This is a genomic window from Microvirga pudoricolor, from assembly GCF_016892705.1.
GTDB lineage: Bacteria > Pseudomonadota > Alphaproteobacteria > Rhizobiales > Beijerinckiaceae > Microvirga > Microvirga pudoricolor.
This window is the reverse complement of record NZ_JAFEMB010000002.1, coordinates 545,488-562,730: the sequence shown is the minus strand read 5'-3', so window position 1 is coordinate 562,730 and position 17,243 is coordinate 545,488. Positions and strand designations below refer to the sequence as shown.

The window sequence follows — 17,243 nt, the reverse complement described above, 5'->3', positions numbered from 1 at the left end:
CTACTCGCCGTCCGAGAGCCAGCCCGCTTTCTTGAAGCGCCAGAACAGGGTGGTGCAGATGAGGGCGATGAGCACCAGCACGGCGAGATAGCCGTAGCGCCAGCGCAGCTCCGGCATGCTCTCGAAGTTCATCCCGTAGATGCCCGCGATCGCCGTCGGGACCGCCAGGATCGCCGCCCAGGCGGCGAGCTTGCGCGAAATGACGTTCTGCTGGGCCTGGCCCGCCATGAGGTTCGCCTCGAACGCGAAGGCCAGCACCTCGCGCATGGCGTCGATCTCTTCCTGCACCCGGCGCACATGGTCGGTCACGTCGCGGAAATGCGGCTGCATCGCCGCGTCGATGGCCACGAGGTCCGCGTGCTCCAAGCGGCGGCACACTTCGACCAACGGCACGATGGACTGCTTGAGGCGCAGGAGATCGCGGCGCATGGTGTAGAGGTGCTCGATCTCGGATTGCTTGAGGGTGGTGGTCACCACCCGGTCCTCCAGGTCCTCCACGTCCGACCGGATCGTCTCCAGCACCGGCATGTAGTTGTCGACGATAAAGTCCAGGATCGCGTAGAGGATATAATCCTCGCCATGGGTGAGCGCCGCAGGCGTCGCCTCGCAGCGCTTGCGCACGTCGGCGTAGCTCACGGACGCTCCGTGACGCACGGAGACCACGAAGCCGCGTCCCACGAACAGGTGGGTTTCGCCGAACACGATCCGCCCTGAGATCATCTCGGCGGTGCGGGCGACGATGAAGAGGCTCTCGCCGTATTGCTCGATCTTGGGCCGCTGGTGGGCCTTGGCGGCGTCCTCGATGGCGAGATCGTGCAGGCCGAACTGCACCTGGGCCTGCCGCAGGAGTTCGTCGCTCGGCTCGTAGAGGCCGATCCACACCACGTGCCCCGGCCGCTTCGCCCATTGGGCGGCGTCCTCGATGGCGATGTCGGCGACGCGGCGCCCGTCCCGGTAGACGGCGGCCGCCACGATGCCGTGCGGGTGTCCCGCAGGGGAGGGGACGGAGGTCATGACCTGCCCGTTCATCAGCATGATACGCCCTCCCGATACGATCCCTGTCCCGCTTGGGGACAACACCCTCGCGGGAAAGTGGTTCTGGCAGGAGGGCGCGGCGACGGAGCCCGGAACAGGCCGCCGGGTCAGTAATGCGGCGGCGGGCGGTCCACCGGAGGTCCTGCGCTGTCCTCCACCTCCTGCACCCGGTCGAGGAGGTTGGACAGCTTCCGCGACAGGGCGTCGATCTGCTTCCACTGGTCGACGATGGCCGTATTCAGGTCCTCGATAGTGCGGTCCTGATGGGCGATCCGCATCTCGAGGTCATCGATCCGTGCCGAAAGGTCACCCGTCTCACTCATGGGTGGATGCTCCCGCTGGCCGCTTGGCGCCGACGCTTTCCTTGAGGCCATGGCCGAGGGCCACGCGCTCGTCGAACACGAAGCAATCGCCCCGCCAGCGGCTCTCGGCCTCCGGCACCTGCTCCAGATATTTCAGGATGCCGCCCTTGAGGTGGAAAACCTCTTCGAACCCTTGCGAGAGCATGTAAGAGCTCGCCTTCTCGCAGCGGATGCCGCCGGTGCAGAACATGGCGATCTTCCGGTGCGTCTTCGGGTCGAGGTTTTGGGCGACGAAATCCTTGAATTCGCTGAACTTGACCGTGCGCGGATCGACGGCGCCCTCGAAGCTGCCCATGGCCACCTCGAAATCGTTGCGGGTGTCGATCAGGATCAGGTCCGGCGTGTCGAGAAGCGTGTTCCAGTCGGCCGGGTCCACGTAGGTGCCGACCTGGCGGGTCGGGTCCGTCTGCGGGGCGCCAAGGGTCACGATCTCCTTCTTCAGCCGCACCTTCAGGCGCCGGAACGGCATGTCCCGGGCGGTCGAGAACTTCAGTTCGAGATTGTCGAGGCGGCCGCCGAAGAGGGGCCCCGTCGTCATGGCGGCGATGAGGGCGTCGATGGCCTCGCTCGATCCCGCCACGGTCCCGTTGACGCCCTCCTGGGCCAGAAGCAGCGTGCCCCTGATGCCGCGCGCGGCGCAGAAACGGTCCAACGGCTCCCGGATTTCACGGAATTCGGGCAGGGACACGAACTGATAGAGAGCGGCGACCTTGTACGTCATCGGGTTCCCATACCAGCCCGGCGGCTTTCGGGAAACCCGTCAGGAGCGGCGGCTTTGTCGCGTCAGGAGGCGGGTTTCCCCCGCAGGATCAGGCGGTTGCCGCGCACCTCGTAGGAGTTCAGGCGCTCCAGGAAGGTCATGCCGAGCAGGTTGGCGTGGAGCACACCCGGGCGGGCCACGAGGGCGGGCACGCGCCGTTCGGTGATCGGCCCGATGGTGACGGTATCGAGATAGGTCAGGGCCGCGAGCGACGAGCCGTTGGCCGTGGCCACCGGAACCGAATAGGTGAGCGTCTCGGGCTTGAGACCGAGATCCTCCGCGTCCTCGGCCCGCAGCACCATCGTGCTGGCGCCGGTGTCGAAGGTCATGCGCAGGGCGTGGCCATTGATCTGGGTGTTGACCGTGAAGCTCCCGTCCAGGCGGCGGGCGGCCACCACCTCGCCCTCCGGCGTCGTCACGATGCGGCCCGGGGCGACATCGCCGATCAGGCGGTCCAGAACGCCCTCGACCTCGCCCCGCGCCGTGAACCCCCAGGCGAGCAGGCCGCAGACGAGGGTCCCGATGATCGACGCGTTGACGCCGGACACGACCCCCTCGCGAAAACCTTCCACCACGCGCCCGGCCATGAACAGGGTCACGGCCCCGATGCCGAGCAGCACGGCGGCTTCGTCCGGTGGCAGGCCGAAGAGCGGCTGATCGAACAGGAGCAGCAGGCCCGCGCCCGCCAGGATCAGGAGGGCGGGGCCGCGAAAGCCGGGAGCGTCAGGACCGGGCGCCGTCATCGCTGTTCGCTCTGTCCTCTTGCAAACCGTCATCGCCAAAAAAGGCTTTGCGCATCCGCTCCGGCAGTTCGTTCATGATCGCGATCCGCTCCTCCTCGGTGAGGCGGTACCACCGTCCGATCTCCTCGCGGGTGCGGCCGCACCCCTCGCACAGCCCCGTTTCGGGATCGAGCACGCAGACGCGGATGCAGGGGCTGGAGGCGCGGGTCATCGCTGGGATATGTCGTTCACGGCGTGACCGCGATCAAGAGCGCGAGCCAGACCGCGATCTCGGCGGCCTGCTGGCCGGCCCCCGCCACGTCGCCCGTCTGCCCGCCGAAGAGGCGACGTGAGAGCCGGGTCACGAGCCATCCGGCCAAGGCCGCCGCGATCAGCATCAGGCCGATCCCGGCCTTCGGCAGGCCGCCGAAAAACCCGAGCAGAATGGTCACGCAGGTGGCCAGGATGGCGCCGATCCAGAACGAATCGCGGCTGGGCTGGCCCACGCCCCGCGAGAGCCCGTCCGACCGGGCTGGGGGCAGGAAGGCGAGGGGGGCGACGCCCGCGAGGCGCGACAGGGAGCAGGCCGCCAGGAAGCCCAGGCAGACGGGCAGGGCGTCGAGGCGGTCGGCCAGGGCCGCGAGGGCTCCGATCCGCAGCAGGAAGGCCAGGATCAGGGCGCAGACCCCGTAGGAGCCCACGAGGCTGTCCTTCATGATGGCGAGCTTGCGCTCCCGGGTCGCGCCGCCGAAGCTGTCGGCGAGGTCGGCGAGCCCATCCTCGTGCATGGCCCCCGTCGAGACCGCGAGGGCCGCGATGGAAAGCGTCGCGCAGAGCCAGGAGTCGAGACCCAGCGCCAGGGATGCCGCCAGCACCAGGGATGCCGGGAGCCCGATCACGAGGCCCGCGAAGGGCAGGGCCCGGACCATGCCGCTGAGATCCGGCGCCGCATGGGGATCGGCCTCGAAGGGGAGGCCCGGAACCGGTAGGCGCGAGAAGAACCGGACGCAGCGGGCAAGGCCGATCAGGCCCGCCTGCCATGCGCTGGGAGCAGCCTTATTCTCGGGCCCCGTTCCGTCCAGCATACTTCACCCCGCGCCCAACCGCCGTTATAGGTCGCGCCTCTTCTATTCGCCCGACGGGACCTTTGTCATCCATGGCCGACGCCAGCACCTCACCGTTCGACGACATCCGCCGCCTCGTCACCACGATGCCGGGCCCCGACGAAGCCGCCATCGCGGCGGTGCGGGCCCGCGACGCGCGCCTCACCAAACCCGCCGGCAGTCTCGGGCGGCTCGAATGGGTGGCCGAGTGGCTGGCGGCCTGGCAGGCCAAGCCCACACCCTCCGTCGACCGGCCCCTGGTCTGCGTCTTCGCGGGCAGCCACGGAGTCACGGCCAAGGGCGTGTCGGCCTTCCCGGATTCGGTCAACCGGCAGATGCTGGAGAACTTCGCGGCGGGCGGAGCGGCCATCAACCAGATCTGCGCCGCCTACGGGCTCGGCTTCAAGGTCTTCGACCTGGCCATCGACATGCCCACCGGCGACATCACCGAGACCGACGCCATGGACGAAAAGGCCTGCGTGGCCACCATGGCGTTCGGCATGGAGGCCATCGCGGGCGGCACGGACCTCCTCGCCATCGGCGAGATGGGCATCGGCAACACCACCGTGGCGGCGGCGATCTACACGGCGCTGTACGGCGGTTCGGCGGAGCACTGGGTCGGGCGGGGCACGGGGGTGGACGACGAGGGCCTGCGCCGCAAGATCGTGGCCGTGGACGCCGCCATCGCCCGGCACGGCGCCGCCCTAAAGGACCCGCTGGAGGTTCTGCGCCGCCTGGGCGGGCGGGAGATCGCCGCCATGGCGGGCGCGATCCTGGCCGCGCGGCTGCAGCGCATCCCCGTCATCCTCGACGGCTACGTGGCCACGGCCGCCGCCGCGATCCTGCACGCGGTTCACCCCGCGACCCTCGACCACTGCATCGCCGGCCATCTCAGCGCCGAGGGCGCGCACCAGGACGTGCTCTCCCGCATCGGCAAGATCCCGCTCCTGGCGCTCGGCATGCGCCTCGGCGAGGGCAGCGGCGCCGCCCTGGCGGCGGGCTTGGTGAAAGCGGCGGCAGCGGTCCACCGGGACATGGCGACCTTCGACCAGGCGGGCGTGTCGGAGCGGCTGCGCTAGCCCGTGACGCGGTTTCCCAAGACCCGGCGGCGCGGCGGGGGACTCTGGTCCCTCATTCTCGCGCTCGTTCTCGCGGTCGGGTCGGCCTATTGGCTCAAGCCCAACGAGCGGGCGGCGTCCGGCCAGGCCGCCATTGTGGACGGCGACACAATCCGTCTTTCCGGCCGGGCGATCCGCCTGAAAGGCATCGATACGCCGGAGCTCAAGCAGAGTTGCACCCTGGACAACCGGCCCTACCGCTGCGGCGAGACCGCCCGCACGGCTCTGGTCGGCCTCATCGCGAACCGATCCGTGGAATGCCGCGTGACGGGGCGCGATCGCTACGGGCGGGGCCTCGGAACCTGCTTCGTCGGCGGCCGGAACATCAATGCCTGGCTGGTGAGCGAGGGCTGGGCCGTCTCCTATGGGGGTGAGTACCGCCTCGAGGAGACCGGCGCGCGCCTGCGTGGGGCGGGGCTCTGGGCGGGCACGTTCCAGCGCCCCCAGGACTGGCGAAGAGAGCACACCCGCTGATCCGCGCGACCACGTGTCCGGTTGGGGCGCAACCCATTCATTCCCATCTCCAGGGAATGGATTCCCCACCCCCTTTCGAAACTCTCGCAGCCGAGCTGAAAGCCTGCCGCATCTGCCGGGACGCTCCTCGTTTCGGAGCCCCTCTGCCGCACGAGCCGCGCCCTATCGTCCAGGGCAGCGCCACGGCTCGCCTGTGCATCGCGAGCCAGGCCCCCGGCACCCGCGCCCATGCCAGCGGCACCCCCTTCATGGACCCGTCCGGCGTGCGCCTGCGGCGCTGGCTCGGCTTGGACGAGGCGGCCTTCTACGACGCGGCCCGCGTCGCCATCGTGCCCATGGGCTCGTGCTTTCCCGGCCTCGATGCCAAGGGCGGAGACCTGCCGCCCCGCCGCGAATGCGCTCCAGCCTGGCGCGAGCCATTGTTTGAAGCTCTGCCGAACCTGGAACTCCTGCTTCTCATCGGCCAATACGCGCAGGCTTGGCACATGGGCGACGATTTCCGGGACGGCCTGACCGGCACCGTGCGGCGCTGGCGCGAGATCCTCGACGGTCCCGCCCGTCCCCGCATCCTGCCGCTGCCCCACCCATCCTGGCGCAACAACGGCTGGCTCAAGAAGAACCCTTGGTTCGAAGCGGAGCTTTTGCCGGTGCTCCAGGCCGAAGTTCGCTCTATGCTGTCGTGACAACGGAGGAGCCCCGGCCCCATGAACCTGACGACCCTGCATCTCGCCATGGCCAATTCGGTCGCGACCGTCACCCTGTCCCGGCCCGACAAGCTGAATGCGCTCACGGCCGTTATGCACGCGGAACTGCGGGAGGTCCTGGGCCGCCTGGCAGGCGACGATGCCGTGAAAGTGGTGGTGCTGACGGGCGCCGGGCGGGCGTTCTCGTCGGGCCAGGACCTGACCGAGGACCTGCCGCGCGACGACGGGGGCCGCATCGACCTCGGGCCGCCGCTGGCCCGTGACTACAACCCTCTCGTGACGACCCTGGCCGATTACCCGAAAATCACGATCGCGGCCCTTAACGGGCCGGCCGTCGGCGCGTCCATGAACATCGCGCTCGCCTGCGACATCGTGGTGGCGGCCCGCTCCGCTTACCTCCAGGAAGCCTTCGCCAAGATCGCCCTGATCCCGGACGCGGGCGGCACCTGGATCCTGCCGCGTCTCGTGGGCCCGAAGCGGGCGCTCGCCCTCATGCTGACGGCCGAGCCCGTTCCGGCCGAGGAGGCCCTGCGGATGGGGCTGGTGTCGAAGGTGTTCGAGGACGCGACGTTCAAGACCGACGTCGCCGCCCATGCGGCCCAGCTCGCGCAAGGGCCGGCCCTGGCTTACCGGCTCATCAAGGAGGCCGTGCGCGAGAGCCTGTCCAACACCCTGGAGGAGCAGCTTGCCGTCGAGGCCCGCCTTCAGGCACAAGCAGGTTTCAGCGACGATTTCGCGGAAGGCGTTCGGGCCTTCCGTGAGAAACGCGCGCCCCGGTTCGAGGGACGGTAGGAATGCGCCCGAATTTTCTCATCATCGGACTACTCGTCCTCATCGCCGTCGTGGGCATCTACATGTCGTCCGATCCGGGCCAGAGCGAACGCCTGTCGCAGATGTATCGCGACGCGGCCTTTCAGGGCGAAGCCCGCGAGTATGTCCTGTTCGCGCTGGCGGTGGGGATCGGCGGCTTCATCCTCTACCTGACGATGACGCGCCGCTAGGCGCGCCCCGTCCCCTCGGCGGCCAGACCCGCCGTCACTTCTCCAGGCGCGAGATCAAGCTCGACGTATCCCAGCGGGCGCCGCCGTTGCGCTGCACGTCGGCATAGAACTGGTCGACCAGGGCGGTGACGGGCAGCACGGCCCCGTTCTTGCGCGCCTCGGCGAGCACGATGGACAGGTCCTTGCGCATCCAGTCCACCGCGAAGCCGAAATCGAACTTGTTCTGGTTCATGGTCTTGCCGCGGTTCTCCATCTGCCAGGAGCCCGCCGCTCCCTTGGATATCACGTCGAGCACCGCCTCGATGTCGAGGCCCGCGCGCTTGCCGAAATGAATGCCCTCGGCCAGGCCCTGCACGACCCCCGCGATGCAGATCTGGTTGATCATCTTGGTGAGCTGGCCCGAGCCGGGTCCGCCCATGAGGCGGCACGCGCGGGCAAAGCTCGCGATCACGGGTTCGGCCTTGGCGTAGGCGTCGGCATCGCCCCCGCACATAACGGTGAGCACGCCGTTCTCGGCGCCCGCCTGGCCGCCGGAGACGGGCGCGTCGATGAAGCCTGCGCCCTTGGCCTTCGCGGCCTCGTGCAGCTCGCGCGCCACCTCGGCCGAGGCCGTTGTGTTGTCGACCACGACGGCGCCGGATTCCAGCCCATGGAACGCGCCGTCCTCGCCCGCCATCACCTGGCGCAGGTCGTCGTCGTTGCCCACGCAGGCGAACACGAATTCCTGGCCCTCGGCCGCTTCGCGGGGCGTCTTGGCGGCCCGGCCGCCGTTCTCCGACACCCACTTCTCGGCCTTGGCGAAGGTGCGGTTGTAGACGGTGACGTCATGACCCTTCTCGCGCAGATGCCGCGCCATCGGGTAACCCATCACGCCCAACCCCAGAAATGCAACCTTGGCCATGCTTCGACTCCGTCAAACGACGGCACCGGTTTTAGAGCATTTTTCGGCGAAGGGGATCCGGTTCATCCCCAAAAATGGGGCACGGTCACAATAAGAGCGGATTCCAAGGCGCCGGAACCAGCTCTCGTCCCGGCGGCAGGCGGGTCGAACGCCGCTACTTGATGTCGAACGGAAAGTACTTGGCGCGAACGCGGTCGTAGGTGCCGTCCGCGATAACCTGGCGCAAAGCCGCGTTGAAGCTGTCGAGGAGCGCCGTATCCTCCTTGCGGACTCCGATCCCGTAGGTCTGGTACCGGAAGGCCGGGCGGGCGGGCACGTCTCCCACGATGCGGCAGCAGGCGGCGCCCTCCCGGGACTCGAGGAACTTCGCGAGCCCGAACCGGTCGCCGAGCACGAGGTCGAGGCGGTCGGTGAGCAGATCGAGGTTGGCCTCTTCCAGCTTCGAATAGCGCTTGATCTCCGAGTCCTTGTAGTTGGCCTGCAGATAGTCGAACTGCTCGTCATGATCGTTCGTGCCGATCCTCAGGCCCGCCAGGGCCTTGGGCGTCACGGCCTGGATGGTCGCGTCCTTTCTGCCGATGAAGGCCACGGGCACGCGATAATAGGGCTCCGAGAAAGCGATGCGCTTCTGCCGCCGCTCCAGGATCTCCAGGGACGACATGATGGCGTCGTACTCGTTGGCGAGGAGCGCGCGGATGATGCCGTCCCATCCATGCGTCACGAAGGTGCACCGGGACCGCATCGCCTCGCACAGGGCCTTGGCCAAGTCGACCTCGAAGCCCTGAAGCTCGTTGTTCTGATCGATATAGTTGAAAGGCGGATAGGCTCCTTCAACCGCGACGCGTATAGCGGGGCTCTCCTCCGCATGGGCGAAGACGAATGGATTGACCCAAAGGAAAAGGGCCAGAATGACTCCGAGGACTCGACCGGTCTTTGGCATGCGAACGTCTACGGCGCCCCTTTATCGTTCCGCTTATACTGGCGGAATATAAAGCGCGAATGAATAAGCCTCGGGCTTGTTCTTTGGGAGCAGGAGCGGCCCTCAGCCGCCTGTCACGCTCATGTGGCGTCCCACGGCGGGGCGGGCCTGGCGGCGGTCGATGATGAAATCGTGGCCCTTGGGCTTGCGGGCGATGGCGTTCTCGATGGCGAGCGACAGGAGGCGGTCGTCTCCCTCGCGCAGTGGCGTGCGCAGATCCGCCATGTCCTCCTGGCCCAGGCACATGAAGAGCTGTCCCGTGCAGGTCAGGCGGACCCGGTTGCAGCTCTCGCAGAAATTATGGCTCAGCGGCGTGATGAAGCCGAGCTTTCCGCCCGTCTCGGCGACGCGCACGTAGCGGGCGGGCCCGCCCGTGCGATCCGGCAGGTCCTGGAGGGTGTAGCGGGCCGCGAGCCTCGCCCGGACGGCGGAAAGGGGCAGGAATTGATCCACGCGCCGCGCCTCGATCTCGCCGAGAGGCATGACCTCGATCAGCGTGAGGTCCATCCCGCGCCGATGAGCCCACGTCATGAGCGTCTCGATCTCGTCCTCGTTCACATCCTTGAGAGCCACGGCGTTGATCTTGATGCCGAGACCGGCGGCCTGCGCGGCATCGAGCCCTTCCATCACCTTGGACAGGTCGCCCCAGCGGGTGATGCGGCGGAACTTCTCCGGATCGAGCGTATCGAGGGACACGTTCACTCGCCTGACCCCGCAGGCGGCGAGGTCCCGGGCGTGCCGGGCGAGCTGGGAGCCGTTGGTGGTGACGGTCAACTCGTCGAGAGCGCCGGTCGCCAGGTGGCGGGACAGGCCCTCGAACAGACTCATGATGTTCCGGCGCACCAGCGGCTCGCCACCGGTGATGCGAAGCTTGCGCACGCCGCGGGCGACAAACAAGGAACAGAGCCGGTCCAGTTCCTCGAGGGTCAGCAGGTCGCGCTTGGGCAGGAACGCCATGTCTTCGGACATGCAATAGACGCAGCGGAAGTCGCAGCGATCCGTGACCGACACGCGCAGATACGAGATCGCGCGCCCGAACGGATCGACGAGCGGGCCTGCGGTCTCGGGCTGAGCTGGCGCGAGCTTTGTGCCCCACATCCTGCGACGATCCTTTATCCTGGCTTGGCCTATAGATCTTGCTTTCGGGCCGGATTTCAAGCAGCAGCATGGCCCGAGAGCGGGACAGGACCCGGATATGCCCCACGATCTTTGGCCGACGGAACTGCGCCTGCGGGCCGACAGGCGCAGCCTGCACGTGACCTTCGAGAACGGCGAATCCTTCGACCTGCCGGCGGAGTACCTTCGCGTCTCCAGCCCTTCGGCGGAGGTTCGGGGCCACGGGCCGGCCGAGCGCAAGACCGTGCCGGGCAAGCGCGACGTCCGAATCGTCAAGGTTGACCCCGTGGGCAACTACGCCGTCAGGCTGACCTTCGACGACACGCACGACACCGGAATCTACGGCTGGGGCTACCTCCGCGAGCTCGGCGCGAATCAGGCCGAGCGATGGACGGCCTATCTGGCCGAGCTCGAGGCCAAGGGCCTGTCGCGCGAATCGCGGCGGCCATGAAAAAGGCCGGCCGCAATGGCCGGCCCTTCAGCGATTTCAGGTCTCCCGACCTCATCCTGAGGGAATGGCGGAGCCATTCGTCTCGAAGGATGTTTCCAGAGTTGGCCTTACCGCTGCACCACCACCCGGGCGCCCACCTTGGCGCGGCTGTAGAGGTCCATGACGTCCTCGTTGGTCATGCGGATGCAGCCGGACGAGACGGCCTGGCCGATGGTTTCGGGCTCGTTGGAGCCATGGATCCGGTAGATCGACGAGCCGAGGTAGAGCGCGCGGGCCCCGAGGGGGTTCTCCGGGCCGCCCTTCATGTAGCGGGGCAGGTCGGGCCGGCGCTTGAGCATGGTCGCCGGGGGACGCCAATCCGGCCATTCGCGCTTCATGGTGACGGTCTGCGTGCCGCCCCAGGTGAAGCCCGGCCGTCCGACGCCGACGCCGTAGCGGATCGCCTTGCCGTCGCCCAGCACGTAGTACAGGCGGCGCTCGCTCGTCGACACGATGATGGTGCCCGGAGCATGGCGTCCGTCGAAGGACACGATCTCGCGTGGGACCGGCGAGGCCTGGGCCTGGAAGCCCTGGTCGACGGGATAGAGCGGCTGACGGGTCAGCGGATCGATCTCGGTGAACGCTGCGGCCGGCGTCGCGATCGCGACGAAAGCGCAGGCAAGCCCGTAGAGGGCGGCGCGGGTGCGTCCCATCTTTGCCTCGAAAATTCCCATGTTTGGACCAGAACCTTAACGGCTAAACGCAATAGCCACGTTTGAGGTCCATGGCATATCAAAGGAATCGCTATAACGGATAGCGACTCGCCGCCGCATTTTCGCCACGGGGTTAACCGGCCCTTATCGCCACGCTGCCACAATGCCTTGGTGGCCCGAGGGCGTCATTTTGCCGATTAGGCCGTCATTTGTCTTGACGTTCGGGCCAGGAGCCCCTTAGAAGGCCCCCATCGGGCGCGTAGCTCAGCGGGAGAGCATTCGCTTCACACGCGAAGGGTCACAGGTTCAATCCCTGTCGCGCCCACCATTCCACCGATCATCACATTTGTGTGTTTTCGAGGCCGGTCAGGCGGCCTCGGACTTCAGCAGGTCGCGCACGGCGCCGTAGAGCTCGTCGAAATGCTCGATCAACCGGTCGGGCCCGAGGTCGCGCACCGGCACGTCCGTGTAGCCGAACGGCACCGCGACCACGGGGACCCCCGCCGCCTGCGCGGTAACGATGTCGGTGCGGGAATCGCCCACCATCACGGCTCGGCGCGGGTCTCCGCCCGCCTTCTCAATGGTGAGGGTGAGGTGGCGCGGATCGGGTTTGAAGTACGGGAAGCTGTCGCGTCCGCAATTGGCCGCGAACATTTGCCCGACACCGAGCGCGTCTAGGACCTTCACGGAGTGAGCCTCGACCTTGTTGGTGCAGACCGCAAGCCGGAAGCCTGCGCCGGCGAGAGCCTCCAGGGCGTCGCGGGCGCCCGGGAACAGCGTCGTGTCGATGCAGATGTTGTCGTGATAATGCGCCAGGAAGAACCGGTACAGCTCCTCGAGCCGCTGCGGCGTCAGGTCCTTGCCGGACGCCTCGAATCCGCGCTCGATGAGTGGCCGGGCGCCGGAGCCGATGATGTCCCGCGCCTGCTCGAGGGGAACGGGGGCGAGGCCCTCCCGCCGCAGGATCACGTTGAGGGTCCCGACGAGATCGGCCGCCGTATCGGCCAGGGTTCCATCGAGGTCGAAGACGACGATCGGGGGGAGGTGCGCTGCCATGCCACTTGGCTAACCACAAGACTCGGATGAATCAAGCATCGGGGTGGTATGGTGCCGCCCGTGATTCGATTTGTCCGACGGAGCGACATATGCGGCTGACCCCTTTCGCGGCCTGCCTTTCCGGCCTTCTCCTGAGCGCAGCCGCCGCGCCGGTCCTCGCCGCGCCCTATGATTTCGTGCCGGCTCCGCAGACCGACCTGAACCGCATCTACCGCATCGACCGCATCACCGGAGAGGTCAGCTCCTGCCAGTACGGGCTCCAGGAGGGCACCATCGGCGTCACCCTGTGCTTCGCGGCGGGCGAGGGTGCGGGCGCGCAGGTTCCGGGCGAATACGGCCTCGTGGCCTCCCGCCACGAGCGTGAGGGCGGTGTCTTCCGGGTCAATTACCGCACCGGCGACATGAGCATCTGCTACGTGTTCGACGAGAAGGTCGTGTGCACGCCGCAGACCAGCCCCAACCCGGCCAGCCCGGCCGGGGCGCCGGCCGCGACGCCGAGCGCCCGGTCCGGCACGGGCGCGTCTCCGCAGCGGCCCTGAGCGGCCGCGCTCGCCGGGTGTGGCAACCGGCGGCTTTCCTTCGCCCCGGAATGCGGTATGGACTGGCCAAGCACACCCCCGCTCTCCGCAGGACCCCATCCTTGAGCACCGACTTGAAGCGCGCCGCCGCCGAACGGGCCGCCTCCCTCGTCACCGAGGGCATGCGGCTCGGCCTCGGCACGGGATCGACCGCCACGCATTTCGTCTCCGCCGTCGCGCGGCTGGTCCAGGGTGGCATGACGCTTGTCGGCGTTCCGACCTCGGAGGCGACCCGCGCGCAGGCCGAGCGCGAGGGCATCCCCCTGACCACCCTGGACGAAACCCCCGAGCTCGACCTGACCGTCGATGGGGCGGACGAGATCGACGACGGTTTGCGCCTCATCAAGGGTGGCGGCGGAGCGCATCTGCGCGAGAAGATCGTCGCCTCGGCCAGCCGGCGCATGATCGTCATCGCCGATGGGTCGAAGCATGTCACCCATCTCGGGCGTTTTCCCCTGCCGGTCGAGGTCGTTCCGTTCGGCCTCGAGGTGACCCGGCGGTCCATCCTGGGCGTGCTGCGGGATCTCGGCCTGCCCGAGGAGCTTCGCCTCCGCGAAGCCGGCGGCGAGCCTTTCGTCACCGATGGCGGTCACCTTATCCTGGACGCGCATCTGGGCCGAATCGGCGACCCCGAAGCCCTGGGCGTAGCCCTGAACGGGGTTCCGGGCGTCGTCGAGCACGGTCTTTTCCTTGGTCTCGCCTCCGGCGCCGTGCTTGCGACGGAAGGGGGACTTGTCGAACTCGGTCAGGTTTGACCATAAGCAGCGATTGATTGGAGCCCCTTCTATGATCCGTTTCGCCTCCCGTCTGGCCGCAGCCTCGCTGGCCCTCACCCTGGCGGCGGCCCCCGCCCTGGCCCAGCAGCCGGCCCCCGGAGCCCAGGCTCCCGCGGCCGCGCAGCCGAGCGCGGGCCAGCTGGCCCTGGCCCGCGAGGTTGCCATCGGGTCGGGCATGACCCGGTCCTTCGACGCCATGGCCGAGCCGCTCTTGGGCCAACTCCAGCAGATGAACGTGACCCGTCCCGAGATCCAGCAGGACCTGCTCTCGGTCGTGGAGACCCTGCGGCCGGAGATCGAGCTGCAGAAGCAGCAGATGGTCAACACCGCCGCGCGCATCTTCGCCGAGCGTTTCACCGAGTCCGAGCTCAGGGATATCTCGGCGTTCTACAAGTCTCCCACCGGCGCCAAGTTCGTGGAGCAGCAGCCGCTGGTTCTGGACGACATCGTCCGGGAGCTGGCGACCTGGACCCAGAACGTCTCGGAATACATCATGATCCGCGCCCGCGCCGAGATGGCCAAGAAGGGCCACCAGCTGCAGTAAGAGCCTGGCAGCCCTCGGAATTGAGCCCGGCCCTGCGCCGGGCTTTTTTGCCCCTTCTTGAAAATACACATTTTGTGTATAATCCGTGATACACATTCAAGGAGATGACGGTGCGCAGCGTCAGAGCAACGGATTTCGTGAGAAATTTCGCGCAGATCCAGCACGACATCCGCCGCGAGGCGATCGCTGTGACGAGTCATGGGCGCACAACCGGCGTGCTTATCTCCCCCGACGATTACGCGGAGCTTGAAAGCTTGCGCGCAAAGGCGCGGCAGTCCCTGCGCGTTGAAAACTTGCCGGACGATGTCGTTCGAGGCTTACGGGAGACCGCGATGGATCGTCGACATTCGTCCCTGAACGATCTGATGGACGAGTAAGATGGCGGACTGAATGCCAGTGCCTAGCCCTGAGCCGGGTCTCGTTATCTGCTACGAGTTTCTCTGGAGTCATGAAAGCCGAGCGGGCCTGGAAACCGGGTCCAAAAAGCTTCCCTGCGCGATTGTGCTGATGGCCAAGACGGAGCAAGGTCAGGTATCCGTAACGGTAGCGCCCATCACGCACAGTGCCCCGAGGGATCCGAGCAGAGCTGTTGAAATCCCTTTACGGGTCAAGCGGCATCTGGGTTTGGACCATGATCGTTCCTGGGTCGTGCTAGACGAACTGAACCGGTTCGTTTGGCCGGGCTTTGACCTTTACCCGATCCCCGGCGGGCGGCCGGGACAATACGATTTCGGATTCCTGCCACCAATCCTGTTTGAGCGGATCATCGAGGGTATCTTGGCCCTAAACGCGGACACCAAACGCATCGAACGCATGGAATAAAAAAGCCCAGCATAGCGCCGGGCTTTCTCGCTTCGTCAGGGTCTTACCCCTCAATCCTCCGTCGCCTTGAACCGGCTCATCCCCTTCAGGACGAAGGGAAGGATGAGGGCGATGAGGGCGATCACCAGGAGGGTGGCCGAGATGGGGCTCTGGAGCAGCACCATCGGGTCGTTGAGGCTGATGGAGAGCGCGCGGCGCAACTGGCCTTCCGCCACGGGCCCGAGGATCAGGCCGACCACCACCGGCGCGATGGGGAAGTCGAATCGGCGCATCAGGAAGCCCATGATGCCGAAGAGCGTCAGCATCATCAGCTCGACCACGGACGGGTTCGCCGCGATGGTGCCCATGGTGGCGAAGACCAGGATGCCGGCGTAGAGCCAGGGCTGCGGGATGGCGAGCAGGCGCACCCACAGGCCCACCAGCGGCAGGTTCAGCACCAGCAGCATCACGTTGGCGATGAACAAGCTGGCGATGAGGCCCCAGACCAGTTCCGGCCGCTCGGCGAAGAGCAGCGGGCCGGGGTTGAGGCCGTATTGCTGGAAGCCCGCCAGCATCATGGCGGCGGTGGCCGAGGTGGGCAGGCCGAGCGTCAGCAGGGGCACCAAGGTGCCGGCCGCCGAGGCGTTGTTGGCCGCTTCCGGTCCGGCGACGCCCTCAATGGCGCCGTGGCCGAACTCCTCCGGATGCTTCGCGAGACGCTTTTCGGTCGAATAGGACAGGAAGGTGGGAATCTCGGCGCCGCCCGCCGGCAGGGCCCCGATGGGGAACCCGAAGGCGGTGCCGCGCAGCCAAGGCTTCCAGGAGCGCTTCCAGTCCTCCTTGGTCATCCAGAGCGATCCGCGCACGGGCTCGAGCTTCTCCTCCACGAGGTGGCGGCGGGACGCGACGTAGAGCGCCTCGCCCACGGCGAATAGGCCGACCGCCAGGGTGGTGACCTCCACGCCGTCGAGGAGGTCGGGCACGCCGAAGCTCATGCGCGCTTGGCCCGTGAGGATGTCGATGCCGACAAGTCCGAGCAGCAGGCCGATGAACAGGCTGGTGAGGCCGCGCACGGGCGAGTCGCCGAAGGTGGCCGAGACCGTCACGAAGGCCACGCACATGAGGGCGAAGTAGTCCTCCGGGCCGAACTGGACGGCCACGTCCACGAGGTAGGGGGCCAGGAACGCCAGCCCGGCGGTGGCGATGACGCCCGCCACGAAAGACCCGATCGCGGCCGTGGCGAGCGCGGGTCCGCCCCGGCCGGCCTTGGCCATCTTGTTGCCCTCGAGCGCCGTGACCATGGAGGCGCTTTCACCGGGCGTGTTGATGAGGATCGACGTGGTCGAGCCGCCATACATGCCGCCGTAATAGATGCCCGCGAACATGATGATCGACCCGCCGGGATCGAGCTTGAACGTGATGGGCAGGAGCAGCGCCACGGTGAGCGCCGGGCCGATGCCGGGAAGCACGCCGACCGCGGTGCCGAGCAGCACGCCGATGAGCGCGAAGAGCAGGTTCATCGGCTGGATGGCGACCGTGAGGCCGTGGGCGAGGGAGACGAAGGCGTCCATCGGGAATCCTCAGAGAAGGCGTTCGATCGGTCCCATGGGCAGGGACAGGGCCAGGAGCTTCGAAAACACCACGTAGATGATGAGGCCGAGCACGAAGCCGATGGCGAGGTCGACCAGGAAGGCCCTGCGCCCGAAGGCCGCCGCCGTCGCGGCGAACAGCACGGTGGTGGCCAGGATGAAGCCGACCCCGAAATGTATGAAGCCCATCATCACGGCGAGGCCGCCGATGATGAGGATGATGGGCTGCCATTGCAGGCTTTCACGCTCGGGCAGGTCGCCCCGGAAAGCCGCGATCGCATTGCCGATGGCCAGGATGCCGAGACCGGCGGCCACCACCATGGGCATGGCCTTGGGACCGACGCCGTACACCGCGTTCAGCTGCAGCCGGGAGAGATCCCACCAGATCAGGCCCGCGAGGGCGAGAAGGATGAAGGCGATGGCGAGGCCGGCGACGTCGGGACGCCGGGAGGAGGGGCTTTCCATGGAGATACTTCCCGTT

General features: G+C 67.4%; 24 protein-coding genes and 1 tRNA gene. 12 read left to right on the top strand and 13 right to left on the bottom strand.

Translation table 11 applies throughout. From position 1 onward, the window contains the following. The 6 genes from corA to cobS form a co-directional block, all read right to left on the bottom strand. Complete coding sequence (corA, locus tag ILT42_RS11655) at nucleotides 1–1,035, bottom strand: magnesium/cobalt transporter CorA (protein WP_204215765.1); 1,035 nt, start codon at nucleotides 1,033–1,035, stop codon at nucleotides 1–3. 107 nt (nucleotides 1,036–1,142) lie between these two features. Beyond that, nucleotides 1,143–1,358 (bottom strand): SlyX family protein, encoded by a 216-nt coding sequence (locus ILT42_RS11650; protein WP_204215764.1) that lies wholly within the window; start codon nucleotides 1,356–1,358, stop codon nucleotides 1,143–1,145. Beyond that, on the bottom strand, nucleotides 1,351–2,118 hold the full coding sequence (gene trhO / locus ILT42_RS11645; protein ID WP_204215763.1) for an oxygen-dependent tRNA uridine(34) hydroxylase TrhO: 768 nt from the start codon (nucleotides 2,116–2,118) through the stop codon (nucleotides 1,351–1,353). Before trhO ends, ILT42_RS11650 begins: the two co-directional genes overlap by 8 nt. A gap of 62 nt (nucleotides 2,119–2,180) precedes the next feature. Next, a complete protein-coding gene (locus ILT42_RS11640; protein ID WP_204215762.1) occupies nucleotides 2,181–2,900 on the bottom strand; it encodes a retropepsin-like aspartic protease family protein in 720 nt (239 codons plus the stop codon). Then, nucleotides 2,881–3,111 (bottom strand): DUF1289 domain-containing protein, encoded by a 231-nt coding sequence (locus ILT42_RS11635; protein ID WP_204215761.1) that lies wholly within the window; start codon nucleotides 3,109–3,111, stop codon nucleotides 2,881–2,883. Before ILT42_RS11635 ends, ILT42_RS11640 begins: the two co-directional genes overlap by 20 nt. Before the next feature lie 16 nt (nucleotides 3,112–3,127). Further along, nucleotides 3,128–3,964: an adenosylcobinamide-GDP ribazoletransferase gene (cobS, locus tag ILT42_RS11630; protein ID WP_204215760.1), complete on the bottom strand. Its 837-nt coding sequence runs from the start codon at nucleotides 3,962–3,964 to the stop codon at nucleotides 3,128–3,130. 71 nt (nucleotides 3,965–4,035) lie between these two features. On the opposite strand from cobS, the gene cobT reads away from it, so the two are divergent. The 5 genes from cobT to ILT42_RS11605 are packed head-to-tail and all read left to right on the top strand — an operon-like array spanning nucleotide 4,036 to nucleotide 7,279. Further along, nucleotides 4,036–5,061 carry a nicotinate-nucleotide--dimethylbenzimidazole phosphoribosyltransferase gene (gene cobT / locus ILT42_RS11625; protein ID WP_204215759.1) on the top strand — a complete coding sequence of 342 codons (1,026 nt, stop codon included), beginning with the start codon at nucleotides 4,036–4,038 and terminating at the stop codon, nucleotides 5,059–5,061. A gap of 3 nt (nucleotides 5,062–5,064) precedes the next feature. Beyond that, nucleotides 5,065–5,574 (top strand): thermonuclease family protein, encoded by a 510-nt coding sequence (locus ILT42_RS22870; protein ID WP_204215758.1) that lies wholly within the window; start codon nucleotides 5,065–5,067, stop codon nucleotides 5,572–5,574. Between the two features lie 56 nt (nucleotides 5,575–5,630). Next, a complete protein-coding gene (locus ILT42_RS11615; protein WP_204215757.1) occupies nucleotides 5,631–6,257 on the top strand; it encodes a uracil-DNA glycosylase family protein in 627 nt (208 codons plus the stop codon). A 21-nt stretch (nucleotides 6,258–6,278) separates the two neighbouring features. Then, on the top strand, nucleotides 6,279–7,070 hold the full coding sequence (locus ILT42_RS11610) for an enoyl-CoA hydratase-related protein (protein WP_204215756.1): 792 nt from the start codon (nucleotides 6,279–6,281) through the stop codon (nucleotides 7,068–7,070). A 2-nt stretch (nucleotides 7,071–7,072) separates the two neighbouring features. Next, nucleotides 7,073–7,279, top strand: a complete 207-nt coding sequence (locus ILT42_RS11605; protein WP_204215755.1) for a hypothetical protein — start codon at nucleotides 7,073–7,075, stop codon at nucleotides 7,277–7,279. A gap of 34 nt (nucleotides 7,280–7,313) precedes the next feature. On the opposite strand, the gene ILT42_RS11600 is transcribed toward ILT42_RS11605, so the two are convergent. From ILT42_RS11600 to moaA, 3 genes are all read right to left on the bottom strand, one after another. After that, nucleotides 7,314–8,180, bottom strand: coding sequence for an NAD(P)-dependent oxidoreductase (locus ILT42_RS11600; protein WP_204215754.1), 867 nt, complete (start codon nucleotides 8,178–8,180; stop codon nucleotides 7,314–7,316). 154 nt (nucleotides 8,181–8,334) lie between these two features. After that, on the bottom strand, nucleotides 8,335–9,120 hold the full coding sequence (locus ILT42_RS11595) for a transporter substrate-binding domain-containing protein (protein WP_204215753.1): 786 nt from the start codon (nucleotides 9,118–9,120) through the stop codon (nucleotides 8,335–8,337). A gap of 102 nt (nucleotides 9,121–9,222) precedes the next feature. Then, the gene (gene moaA / locus ILT42_RS11590) at nucleotides 9,223–10,257 is read right to left on the bottom strand and encodes a GTP 3',8-cyclase MoaA (RefSeq protein ID WP_204215752.1); all 1,035 of its coding nucleotides are present in this window, start codon (nucleotides 10,255–10,257) and stop codon (nucleotides 9,223–9,225) included. A gap of 97 nt (nucleotides 10,258–10,354) precedes the next feature. On the opposite strand from moaA, the gene ILT42_RS11585 reads away from it, so the two are divergent. Beyond that, nucleotides 10,355–10,726: a gamma-butyrobetaine hydroxylase-like domain-containing protein gene (locus tag ILT42_RS11585; protein ID WP_204215751.1), complete on the top strand. Its 372-nt coding sequence runs from the start codon at nucleotides 10,355–10,357 to the stop codon at nucleotides 10,724–10,726. Between the two features lie 107 nt (nucleotides 10,727–10,833). Here ILT42_RS11585 and ILT42_RS11580 read toward each other — a convergent pair whose 3' ends face one another. Beyond that, a complete protein-coding gene (locus tag ILT42_RS11580; protein WP_204215750.1) occupies nucleotides 10,834–11,418 on the bottom strand; it encodes a L,D-transpeptidase in 585 nt (194 codons plus the stop codon). 253 nt (nucleotides 11,419–11,671) lie between these two features. On the opposite strand from ILT42_RS11580, the gene ILT42_RS11575 reads away from it, so the two are divergent. Continuing rightward, nucleotides 11,672–11,746 (top strand) — tRNA-Val (locus ILT42_RS11575). A 38-nt stretch (nucleotides 11,747–11,784) separates the two neighbouring features. Here ILT42_RS11575 and ILT42_RS11570 read toward each other — a convergent pair. Then, complete coding sequence (locus ILT42_RS11570; protein ID WP_204215749.1) at nucleotides 11,785–12,474, bottom strand: HAD family hydrolase; 690 nt, start codon at nucleotides 12,472–12,474, stop codon at nucleotides 11,785–11,787. Between the two features lie 89 nt (nucleotides 12,475–12,563). Here ILT42_RS11570 and ILT42_RS11565 point away from each other — a divergent pair, with 89 nt between their 5' ends. The 5 genes from ILT42_RS11565 (at nucleotide 12,564) to ILT42_RS11545 (ending at nucleotide 15,194) form a co-directional block, all read left to right on the top strand. After that, nucleotides 12,564–13,013: a hypothetical protein gene (locus ILT42_RS11565; RefSeq protein ID WP_204215748.1), complete on the top strand. Its 450-nt coding sequence runs from the start codon at nucleotides 12,564–12,566 to the stop codon at nucleotides 13,011–13,013. A gap of 101 nt (nucleotides 13,014–13,114) precedes the next feature. After that, nucleotides 13,115–13,807 carry a ribose-5-phosphate isomerase RpiA gene (gene rpiA / locus ILT42_RS11560; RefSeq protein WP_229428571.1) on the top strand — a complete coding sequence of 231 codons (693 nt, stop codon included), beginning with the start codon at nucleotides 13,115–13,117 and terminating at the stop codon, nucleotides 13,805–13,807. A gap of 31 nt (nucleotides 13,808–13,838) precedes the next feature. Next, nucleotides 13,839–14,372, top strand: coding sequence for a DUF2059 domain-containing protein (locus ILT42_RS11555; protein ID WP_204215747.1), 534 nt, complete (start codon nucleotides 13,839–13,841; stop codon nucleotides 14,370–14,372). Between the two features lie 110 nt (nucleotides 14,373–14,482). Then, entirely contained in the window at nucleotides 14,483–14,749 is a 267-nt protein-coding gene (locus ILT42_RS11550; RefSeq protein WP_204215746.1) for a type II toxin-antitoxin system Phd/YefM family antitoxin, read from the top strand. A 130-nt stretch (nucleotides 14,750–14,879) separates the two neighbouring features. Further along, nucleotides 14,880–15,194 (top strand): hypothetical protein, encoded by a 315-nt coding sequence (locus ILT42_RS11545; RefSeq protein WP_204215745.1) that lies wholly within the window; start codon nucleotides 14,880–14,882, stop codon nucleotides 15,192–15,194. A 50-nt stretch (nucleotides 15,195–15,244) separates the two neighbouring features. On the opposite strand, the gene ILT42_RS11540 is transcribed toward ILT42_RS11545, so the two are convergent. After that, complete coding sequence (locus ILT42_RS11540) at nucleotides 15,245–16,744, bottom strand: tripartite tricarboxylate transporter permease (protein WP_204215744.1); 1,500 nt, start codon at nucleotides 16,742–16,744, stop codon at nucleotides 15,245–15,247. 9 nt (nucleotides 16,745–16,753) lie between these two features. Then, nucleotides 16,754–17,227, bottom strand: coding sequence for a tripartite tricarboxylate transporter TctB family protein (locus ILT42_RS11535; protein ID WP_204215743.1), 474 nt, complete (start codon nucleotides 17,225–17,227; stop codon nucleotides 16,754–16,756). Between the last annotated feature and the right edge of the window lie 16 nt (nucleotides 17,228–17,243).